The organism is Colwellia sp. C1TZA3, from assembly GCF_007954265.1.
Taxonomy (GTDB): domain Bacteria; phylum Pseudomonadota; class Gammaproteobacteria; order Enterobacterales; family Alteromonadaceae; genus Cognaticolwellia.
Genome location: NZ_VOLS01000087.1, coordinates 1 through 10,211, shown reverse-complemented (window position 1 = coordinate 10,211; position 10,211 = coordinate 1). Strand labels below are relative to the sequence as shown.

Here is a 10,211-nt window from a genome sequence, read left to right as displayed (position 1 = left end):
AGTTAAAATAGCTCAAGGCTGTGTTGCTCTCAATCCCAATAGCCAGCTATTGCTCAATCGAGCGCCTTACCTTGAGTTATTTTTCCTGCGCACAACAAGATCACAAACTTAATGGAACTGGTATTATACCAAGTTGATTAATGAGCGGGTCTACTTTATAGCTAGGGGGAACAGCCAAATACCGAGTATTTATTTTAATCACTCGTTATGCTAATAGTTAAATAAATAACGCCCTAGTGGCTTATTTTAACCAAGTAAAGTAGTCAGAAAATTAATCAGATTGGTATAATCAGTCACCTCAGTGGCTAAGCCTGACTTAGCTGAGTAATAATGGCCTATTATATGGCGCACGTTAGTGCCATAGGACTAACGTTTTCATCAATGTTAACGCCATTAATTAGCACCACCATAGCGTAATTTCATTTCATTTTATGACTTTAATGATAAGCATTTATCAAATCACTACAACTCATGTAAAGCTAGCAAAAAACCTGCACATTCAAGTCCCACTAGAATTCCAAACAACGTCATCATACTGTATAATCTCGCGCATTATTTAAGGTTAAACTTAAATTAAAGTTCAACTTACACTCATCTACACAATCGCTACGGAACTTATATGTTAGCTGCAAACAATATTACCCAACAATTCGGTGCTAAGCCGTTATTTGAAAACATCTCACAAAAATTTGGGGGCGGAAATCGCTATGGTTTAATCGGTGCCAATGGCTGCGGTAAATCAACCTTTATTAAAATTTTAGGTGGTGATTTAGAGCAAACCTCGGGTAATGTTAATTTAGATCCAAATGAGCGTATTGGTAAACTTCGTCAAGACCAGTTTGGTTTTGAAGCAACGTCTGTAGTTGACACCGTTATTATGGGTCATACCAAGTTGTGGGCAATAAAAGAAGAACGTGATGGCATTTACGCCTTGCCTGAAATGACTGAAGCAGATGGTATGCGTGCCGGAGATTTAGAAGCTGAATATGCTGAAATGGATGGTTACAGCGCAGAAAGTCGTGCCGGTGAACTATTAATGGGTGTCGGTATTCCTGTAGATCAACATTTTGGCTTAATGAGTGACATTGCCCCAGGTTGGAAGTTACGTGTGTTATTAGCCCAAGCACTATTCTCTAATCCCGATATTTTATTACTTGATGAGCCAACCAACAACTTGGACATTCACACCATTCAGTGGTTAGAAGAAACCTTGAACGCTCGTGATTCAACTATGATCATCATCTCGCACGATCGTCATTTTTTAAACAGTGTTTGTACCCACATGGCTGATTTAGATTACGGCGAGTTACGGTTATTTCCAGGTAACTATGACGAGTACATGTTAGCGTCTACCCAAGCTAGAGCACAGTTGATGTCTGACAACGCGAAGAAAAAGGCTCAAATTGGTGAATTACAAGCTTTCGTGGCGCGTTTCTCTGCCAATGCTTCAAAAGCAAAGCAAGCAACATCTCGCGCTAAGCAAATTGATAAGATTCAATTGGCTGACGTAAAAGCATCAAGCCGTGTTAATCCATTTATTCGCTTTGAACAAGACAAAAAGTTATTCCGTAATGCCCTTGTACTTGAAAACATGACTAAAAATTTCGATGATAATAAGGTATTAACCAACCTTAACATGATGATTGAAGTTGGTGAGCGTGTGGCAATTATCGGACAAAATGGTGTTGGTAAAACTACCTTCTTACGCACGCTGATGGGCGAAGCTGAGTATCAACCAACATCAGGTTTATACACTTGGTCAGAAAACGTCAACATTGGTTACTACGCGCAAGACCATAGTTATGAATTTGAAAATGATATGACCTTATTTGAGTGGATGAGCCAATGGCGCCAACCTAGTGACGACGAACAAGCCGTTCGTAGTTATTTAGGACGTTTATTATTCTCTGCTGACGACATTAACAAATCAGTAAAAGTACTTTCAGGCGGCGAACAAGGTCGTATGTTGTTTGGTAAAATCATGATGCAACGTCCAAATATCCTCATTATGGATGAGCCGACAAACCATATGGATATGGAATCTATCGAGTCATTAAACATGGCAATGGAGCAATATGAAGGTACCATTTTGTTTGTTAGTCATGACCGAGAATTTGTTTCAAGCTTAGCGACTCGTATTATCGAATTAACAACGGGTGGTTATACTGATTTTGCTGGTGGTTACGACGAGTACTTAGCCTCAAAAGTGTAAATTAATCATATCGGTCAACAAACTTTAGTAAAGCTATCATGAGTTAATTTTGATAGCTTTATTATTTTAATTGCTATTACGCTATTTTAAGGAGCCATTGTGCTCAGTTATCGACACGCTTTTCACGCTGGAAACTTTGCTGATGTTTTAAAACATTCGGTATTAACCTTAGTACTAGAGTACATGACCCGAAAAGATAAGGGCTTTTATTATATAGATAGTCATTCGGGCGCTGGCATGTATCAACTGAGCGATGAATACGCTCAAAAAACTGGTGAATATAAAAACGGTATTGCTAAATTAATTGAAAATGATGACTTACCCGAAGCCCTGCAGCCGTATGTTGATTTAGTAAAAAATTTAAATCAGGAAGCTGGCGAACTCACGCTCTATCCTGGTTCACCTGGTATTGCTCGACAGTTCACTCGTCGACAAGACAGCACGCATTTATTTGAGTTACACCCAACTGATATTGAACACTTAAAAGAATATAGCCAACGGTGGAATAAGTCCCATGTTAAGCAATCTGACGGTTACCAAGGTGTGTTAGGTTTAGTACCACCGCCAAATCGTCGTAGCGTGGTATTAATTGACCCACCTTATGAGTTAAAAGAAGATTACTTAAAAGCGGTTCGTACGGTTGTTAATGCTTATAAAAAATTTGCTACCGGCACTTACATTTTATGGTATCCAGTCGTTAAACGTGAACTTGTTGAACAAATGCAGAACGCCTTTACCAAGAGTGAAGTTCGTAACTTAACGCAAATAGAATATTGCCAACATGCAGATACTGAAGAATATGGGATGACCGGCACAGGCCTATTTATCGTCAATCCACCATGGCAATTAACTCGTCAGTTAGATGAAATACTGCCCTATTTGAAAACAAAGCTTGGTAATACCGAGAGCCAGTACAGTGTTAAGCAATTAATTAGCGAATAGGTAAAATAACCTGAGCTTTGGAGAAGTGCACTTTAGCCACCAAAAAAAATATTGCTCGATCTCAGGTTATATATTATAAAAAATCATTGCACTACTATTCGAGGATCATAAGGGTTAGTTGCACAGCCTTTGACATTTACTTCGTAGTAATAGTCACCTGAATTTTTGATTTTACAACGCACTTCACCATCGCGACCTGCTCTATACTCACACCTTTTGAAAGGCGACCCCTGGGTAAAGCGAATATCAAATGCATCACCAGTAGTGGTTTGCCAAGCAATATATTTTTCACTCTTTGAACAAACACATTCGGGATCATTCTTACAGGGGTTCTTACTCTCTGAGTATAACAATGCACAGTTACTTTCATTGACTGAAGGAGCTACCTTAACTGCGCAGTGTGTCAATGGATCAACATGAATGAGCAATTCTTTATCTTTAGCGCTGTTGCTAGCAGCAAAAGCCGCCAAAGAAGTGGTCACTATTGATAGTATTAAACCGCTAATAATTTTTTTCAGTAATTTTATTTTTTGGATATTCATTGAATTTTCCTTATTCAGGTTAATGGTTTCAAACAATTTCTTTTAACCAATGTTTATAGTCGTAAAACTGAGGATCCGCCAATAAAAGCTGTCGGGGATAACCTAAAAAAATAGCTTTTTTAATAAATGGCTTCATATCGTTAACGTCAAAGCAATTAATCGCAACTATGGATAAATCGTAATAAATATATGGATCTTGCACATTATTTTTAAGTGCAATGTCTTGATGGTCTTTTGCTTGGCTACATTGAGTTAATTCAGAATAGTAACGAGAGATTTGTGCTTGTAAGCTAGAATCTTTATTGTTGATGATGGCATTTTTTTTGGCTAGTTCAAGTCCCTTCTTATAAGCCGACTTAGCACTATTTTTTTGATTTTTTGTATATTTAAATGCATCACCTAAGTTGCCCCATACGGTAGGATCTAATGGTGCTAATTCAGCACTTTGTAGATACATTTCAGCTGCATTTTCATAGCGTTGCATAAAAAAAAGAACCGTACCTAAATTTGAGAAGGTTACTGATGTTGGTTCAATTGCCAGTGATTTTGACCACGCAATATTCGCCTGTTCAAAATCTAATAACAGGTAATATAATGCCCCTAAAGCATTGTAAGCCATGGCTGTATTTTTATTGATTAGAATTACTTTGTTAAACTGGCTTATTGCTTGTTGATAATGCCCCGAATAAAACAAAAACAAACCATAGTCATAGTAGTTTTTCCAATTACCTAGCTCAAGACTAATCGCTTGTTGATATAAACTTTCAGCTTTATCACTTTGCTCTAATTTTGCGTATAAATCAGCTAATGAAATATAAACTTCACTCGACTCTGGTTTAATCAGTTTTGCTTTATTTAAGTGTGTTTCAGCTTTTTCATATTGACCATTGACACGATAAAGTCTACCAAGCGCTAATTCTGATTCAAACGATACGGTCTTATTACTGGCAATTAATTGACAAACATTTAAGCCTTTTTCGTATTCCTTTGTATCATTGCTCAATAAATATTTATCTAAGTAGGTTTGACATAAAGCTGACGAAGCTTGAATAAAATCAGGATCTAATTGTAGAGCGATAATAAAGAGTTTTTCTGCTGCGATTAACGTATTGATGTTTTTTGAATTTCTGTACTTTTCTTTGCCTTGTAAGTAAGCATCGTAGGCTGAAAAATTCTCTGTTGGCATGGCATTAATGCTATTTACTGAGTTATCGCCAACAATAAGTAAACGTAATGCATTAGTAATTTTACGAGATAAGTCACTATAAAGTATAACCAGTTCATCAGTTGAACCCTTAGATTCATCAGACCAAACTTGGAAACCAGTCATCACATCTGTCATGCTAGTGTTAATAATTAATGTACTGTTTACAACTTTAGCACGCCCTTCTACAATATATTTAACGCCTAAATTATTTTTAATTTCTTCAATGCTTGCTTCAGGCTCTAATGCATTTATAGCTCTTATTGAAGACACTTTAAAAACAGACTTTAATGTTAATAGATTTATCAGCTCTTCTTGCAAACCTGAAACAAAGTATTGAGGATTTTTGTCTACATCAGTTGCATAAAAAGGTAAAACAGCAACTGAATTTTCAATTACATCGGCAATAGGCGCTTTATTATCAAAAACTACATTAAGTGGCTGTAAAGTACTCTCTCTCTCTATTTTTTCAATAAGATGAGTAGACACGTAATATATAATCAACAACATAATTAATATAAAAAAACTATCGACAGAAAGTTGTCGGTAAATAAATCGGTTACTTTTATTATTGTCATAAGCAAACTTTTTTCTTATTTTAAATTCTTTATACCACTGAAAACTAATAACAAGAGGAAAGCCAATAACTAAACATAAAGCACCTACTTTACCTCCCCAAGTTGGCACATCAAAAATAGGTAAAATAATTGAGAATACTTGTAATAAAACCCAAGATACCACTAAGTATGCGGCACTAGCGTTAATTAAACGGCTACTTTTTAATAATGAAAATGATAATTTCCATTTTTTTTCTGAGCCACTAATTTGGTGTACTTGATCAACTGGGAACGGCCAAATACTATGCACTGACTTTGCCACTGTCGGTAAAAGCATACGATAGCCTTTACGAGGAATAGTTTGGATATAGGTAGGACATTCTTTGTGATCATCAAGTACGTGCCTAATTTCGCTGATGACATGGGTAACATTAGTTTTTGCCGCGTAATTATCACCCCAAGCAAAAGCCAAAATTTGTTCTCGCGAGACAATCACACCATTAGTCGATGATAAATAGAGTAAAACCTCCATCACTTTAGGTGCTAAATGGTATCGTTGACCATTTCGAATCACGATACCTAAATCAGGCTCAATCACTAGACTACCTAATTGAAAGCCCTGATGTAGCTCTGCATCTACAACAAAGTGCTCCCTAACGTTATCTAATGAAACTGTAACTTCTGGTTCATTGCTCGCTGACACGTGATGGTAGCCTCACAAAAAAGAGCACAGCATGCCGGTAGGCACTCTTGATAAAGTTTAGGGTTAGATCAAAATATAAGTATTGTTGATATTAGAAAAAATAGCGAATGGCTCTCTATGATAAAGCAGCTAAAAACACCTTTAATAAAGCTTTATCAGTACTCATTGACAGGAATTTTTCACAAAAAAAGCTTTAATTATTACAATTGATAGGGAGTCATAAATGCTTAAGTGAATTCACAATCAAGTGCTATGAAAATAAAAAACCCGCTAGGCCTTTTTATTCTTGAGGCATAGCGGGTCTATAAAAGCTTACTGGTTAAAATAACTAATCAGAGTTATTCCACTTCATTAATATCTGAATTATCAATCTCTTGTGAGGTAACTATTTTTTTGCGTTTTAATACTGGTAACTCGCCAGCATCTTCGGCTAGAAAAGTATCTTTAACAATTTTCTTCGATTTAGGTTTTTTGGCAACTACAACTGATTTATTGCTATCTTTTACTTTGCTGTCAACTTTCGCTTTCTTGGGCTTGATGCCTTTGAACTTAGCTTTTAAGCCATCAACAGTATCAAAACTCAGCTTTTGTTGTAGAAAGCCTTCTACATTTTTAAAGCTTATCCAATCTTTAGGTCCAACAAATGAAATAGCATCGCCTGTGCTACCTGCGCGGCCAGTACGACCAATCCGGTGAACAAATTCTTCGGTATGCTTTGGCATATCAAAGTTGATGACATGTGAAACATTAATTAAATCGAGGCCACGGGAAGCTAAATCAGTTGTGATCAGTATTTTTTGCTGACCTTTACTGAAACCGTCCATTATTTGGTTACGTTGACCTTGGTTTAGCTCACCACTTAACGCAACAGCACTTAAACCTTGCTCAGTTAATAATGTCGATAACCTGTCGGTATCAGCACGGGTCGCAGTAAATATAATTATTTGCTGGTGATCTTCAGTAGCAATAAAGTGTGCCAGTAGCTTTTCTTTGTGGCTTAAGTTATCACAAAGATAAAAACGCTTAGTAATGTCTTTATGTTCGGTATAGCCACTGCCGATAGCGACACGCTTTGGCTTTTTCAATAATGCTAAAGCAAAGTCATTAACTTGTGCGTGATCTAAAGTCGCAGAAAACAGCAACGTTTGGCGTTTACGATGATCGGCAGCTTTATTGATTTGTGATAACTGATCGGCAAAGCCTAGATCTAACATACGATCTGCTTCATCAAGGATGAGTAATTCTAAACCACTAAGATGGAAATGCCCCTGTGACAAATGATCGGCTAAACGTCCTGGTGTAGCTACAATAAAATGAGGTTCTTTTTCTAATACTTTAACTTGGTCATTAAAGTTTTCGCCACCAAGAATAAGTACCGCTTTAAACGTAGAGCCCGATGTGAACATTCTTAGCTGAGTAAAGACTTGCTTAGCTAATTCACGTGTTGGCGTCAAAATAAGCACACGGGGATCTCGCTTACTTAACGCTCTATTTTTCGACAAGCGCTGCATAGCAGGAATAATAAAGGCTAGCGTTTTACCTGAGCCGGTCTTAGATGAAGCAATCAAGTCATGACCTGCCATAGCGGCAGGAATTGCCTGCTGCTGAATTTCACTAGGCTCACTAAAACCTAAATGTTCTACAGTTGACATTATTTTACTATCCAATCCAAAATCACTAAACTGCAAGCTTACTCTCCACGTTATTTAACTTATATCTGTTGGACAATATAATTGTTACAGACACATAAAACCAAAAATACAATAGCGTATTGTAACCTGTAATTGCCGATGTTTAGCCAAACTATTTTGGTTTAAAAAGAAATACTTCTAAACTAACTAATGGTTGCTCGTTTGTTTGATTTAAATTCATCTATTAATACCTGATTTGGGCTAATTCAATACCAAAGATTAAATAAACACATAGGTTCGAACAGAATGGTCTTTTATCTTAACTAAAGTATCAATATCTGTGGGTAAATATATCGGTTATCTCACAAAACGATTAGAATTGGCTGAAACTAAACGCTATTATCTTTTCTTTGACTGTAAATCGCTTAACAAAAGACGAAGTTTGCTCGCTTAATGAGCTCAGTCAATGAGTAAAGTCATGTACGAATATCTGTAGAGGTCTAGTACAAAATAGCTGACTGAAATAAATTAAGTTAACACTATGAATCGACATAACTAAATGAACTTAGATACTTTCCCCTCGTCATACAAAGTTATAAAAGCGTTAAAGACAGATAAAAAAGACATTTTTCGCTTTTACAAAAACCAGCAATATGCGGCAAGTTTTATTGGTCAAGATCAATGTTATATGGTTAAAGTTGATCAGCTCATTATAGCCAGCGCAATAGTATCAGGTGGTCAAGAAGCGGATAAGTTTTGGCTACTACATGGCTTAGTTACTGACAAAGATCAACGTAGTAAAAATATCGCAAGTTTAATTCTGCACACCATTATTTCTGATAAAAATGAGCAAAAACAAGCAAAATATGAAAACCTTATTTGCTTTGCTGATAAGGAATTACAAACGTTTTATTTATCAAATCACTTTATTAGTTATAACACCTGTGACGAAGTAGATCAGCTGCCCGTAGAGTTTAAACAACGAATGATTCGTTACCAAGAAAAACAGAAAAATTTACACTGCTTTCGTTGTAGTGTGATTGATTAAACCGAGCGGTGGTTAATTGCTATTCTATACTGATAACGGTATATAAAGCGCTATTTTTGCAATTAAAGCTATTTCACTTGCTTTTTGAGCCACCTAAAACTTCAGTTTCTTTAAAGATCAGTACGGTTTCAGATCGCTAAAAATTTTTAATAAAATATTAAACTTGATTTTAAAATTTTAAATGACTACCGAAGTTAAGCGCTAGCGCAGGCTATTTTTAGCCGCTGTTAGAGTGTTTTTTAATAAACAAGCAATTATCATTGGCCCTACGCCATCTGGAACAGGCGTAATAGCCCCACACTTAGCAATAACCGCATCATAATCTACATCGCCAACCAGTTTTGTTTTGCCCTCGTCAGTTGAAATTTTATTGATGCCAACGTCAATAATAGTGGCCCCTTCTTTAACCCAAGCAACTTTAACAAATTTAGCGATCCCAACAGCCACGACTAGAATATCAGCTTGCTGACATACTTTTGGTAAATTTATTGTTCGAGAATGTGCAACAGTTACCGTGCAATTTTCTTGCAGTAACAACATGGCCACAGGCTTACCAACAATACTAGATCGACCGATAACAACAGCGTGCTTACCAGATAAATCATCACCTAAATGTTGCTTTATCAGCATCACACAACCTTGTGGCGTGCAGGGTACTATAGCCTCTGCTGCACCATTAAATAATCGACCAGAATTTATCGCATGAAAACCATCAACATCTTTTTCTGGATTAATAGCTGATATAATAGCATTTTCATCTATATGCTTTGGTAAAGGTAACTGGACTAGAATGCCATGGACGCTGTCATCATTATTTAATTGCTCAAGCTGACTTAGTAAATATTCCTGAGTAGTGTCAATGGGTAATTTTATCTCATTGGAGATCATGCCAATTTCTTGTGTTTGTTTTACTTTATTTTTTACGTAAATATGGCTAGCGGGATCTTCACCAACAAGCAGTACGGTTAAACTCGGCTGAATACCATGACGCGATTTAAACTCAGATATTTCAACAGCTAATTTGTCTCGCAATTTTTTTGCTGCTAACTTTCCATCAATATTCATTATTATTCTCATTGGTTAAACAGAAACGGGGAATAACTGTTAAAGCTCAAACCCTGTAGCATTACTTAGTCGTGCTATCCTATGGAAAAACCAATGATTTACAAAGGCCTTAATACAGAATACAGAAATAAAATAAAATCCCAGACGGCAAAAAGCCCGACTCTTTCGAATCGGGCTTTTCTAAATAGAAGCCTAGCAATGTCCTACTCTCACATGGGAACTCCCACACTACCATCGGCGCTAACACGTTTCACTGCTGAGTTCGGAATGGGATCAGGTGGGGCCATGTCGCTATTGTCGCTAGACA

The 10,211-nt window shown here is 36.7% G+C and carries 7 protein-coding genes and 1 rRNA gene; 3 read left to right on the top strand and 5 right to left on the bottom strand.

The window, feature by feature from the left end:
• Positions 1–619: 619 nt before the first annotated feature.
• Together ESZ39_RS16485 and ESZ39_RS16480 are read left to right on the top strand one after the other, a co-directional pair.
• Positions 620–2,212, top strand: coding sequence for an ABC-F family ATPase (locus ESZ39_RS16485; RefSeq protein ID WP_146881022.1), 1,593 nt, complete (start codon positions 620–622; stop codon positions 2,210–2,212).
• A gap of 99 nt (positions 2,213–2,311) precedes the next feature.
• Positions 2,312–3,154 (top strand): 23S rRNA (adenine(2030)-N(6))-methyltransferase RlmJ, encoded by an 843-nt coding sequence (locus ESZ39_RS16480; protein WP_146881021.1) that lies wholly within the window; start codon positions 2,312–2,314, stop codon positions 3,152–3,154.
• An 83-nt stretch (positions 3,155–3,237) separates the two neighbouring features.
• Here ESZ39_RS16480 and ESZ39_RS16475 read toward each other — a convergent pair whose 3' ends face one another.
• The 3 genes from ESZ39_RS16475 to ESZ39_RS16465 all read right to left on the bottom strand — a co-directional run bounded on the left by ESZ39_RS16475 (position 3,238) and on the right by ESZ39_RS16465 (position 7,848).
• A complete protein-coding gene (locus tag ESZ39_RS16475; protein WP_146881020.1) occupies positions 3,238–3,696 on the bottom strand; it encodes a hypothetical protein in 459 nt (152 codons plus the stop codon).
• 28 nt (positions 3,697–3,724) lie between these two features.
• Positions 3,725–6,160, bottom strand: a complete 2,436-nt coding sequence (locus tag ESZ39_RS16470; protein ID WP_146881019.1) for a winged helix-turn-helix domain-containing protein — start codon at positions 6,158–6,160, stop codon at positions 3,725–3,727.
• Positions 6,161–6,498: 338 nt separating this feature from the next.
• Positions 6,499–7,848, bottom strand: coding sequence for a DEAD/DEAH box helicase (locus ESZ39_RS16465; RefSeq protein ID WP_146881018.1), 1,350 nt, complete (start codon positions 7,846–7,848; stop codon positions 6,499–6,501).
• A 502-nt stretch (positions 7,849–8,350) separates the two neighbouring features.
• Here ESZ39_RS16465 and ESZ39_RS16460 point away from each other — a divergent pair.
• Positions 8,351–8,839 carry a GNAT family N-acetyltransferase gene (locus tag ESZ39_RS16460; RefSeq protein ID WP_146881017.1) on the top strand — a complete coding sequence of 163 codons (489 nt, stop codon included), beginning with the start codon at positions 8,351–8,353 and terminating at the stop codon, positions 8,837–8,839.
• A gap of 201 nt (positions 8,840–9,040) precedes the next feature.
• On the opposite strand, the gene ESZ39_RS16455 is transcribed toward ESZ39_RS16460, so the two are convergent.
• Together ESZ39_RS16455 and rrf are read right to left on the bottom strand one after the other, a co-directional pair.
• Positions 9,041–9,904, bottom strand: a complete 864-nt coding sequence (locus tag ESZ39_RS16455) for a bifunctional 5,10-methylenetetrahydrofolate dehydrogenase/5,10-methenyltetrahydrofolate cyclohydrolase (protein WP_146881016.1) — start codon at positions 9,902–9,904, stop codon at positions 9,041–9,043.
• Positions 9,905–10,094: 190 nt separating this feature from the next.
• A 5S ribosomal RNA gene (rrf, locus tag ESZ39_RS16450) occupies positions 10,095–10,209 on the bottom strand.
• Between the last annotated feature and the right edge of the window lie 2 nt (positions 10,210–10,211).

Bases quoted from the DNA above. Each gene is read 5' to 3' on its own strand.
- ESZ39_RS16475 (WP_146881020.1), bottom strand. From the start codon at position 3,696: ATGAATATCCAAAAAATAAAATTACTGAAAAAAATTATTAGCGGTTTA.
- ESZ39_RS16455 (WP_146881016.1), bottom strand. From the start codon at position 9,904: ATGAATATTGATGGAAAGTTAGCAGCAAAAAAATTGCGAGACAAATTA.
- ESZ39_RS16485 (WP_146881022.1), top strand. From the start codon at position 620: ATGTTAGCTGCAAACAATATTACCCAACAATTCGGTGCTAAGCCGTTA.
- ESZ39_RS16460 (WP_146881017.1), top strand. From the start codon at position 8,351: ATGAACTTAGATACTTTCCCCTCGTCATACAAAGTTATAAAAGCGTTA.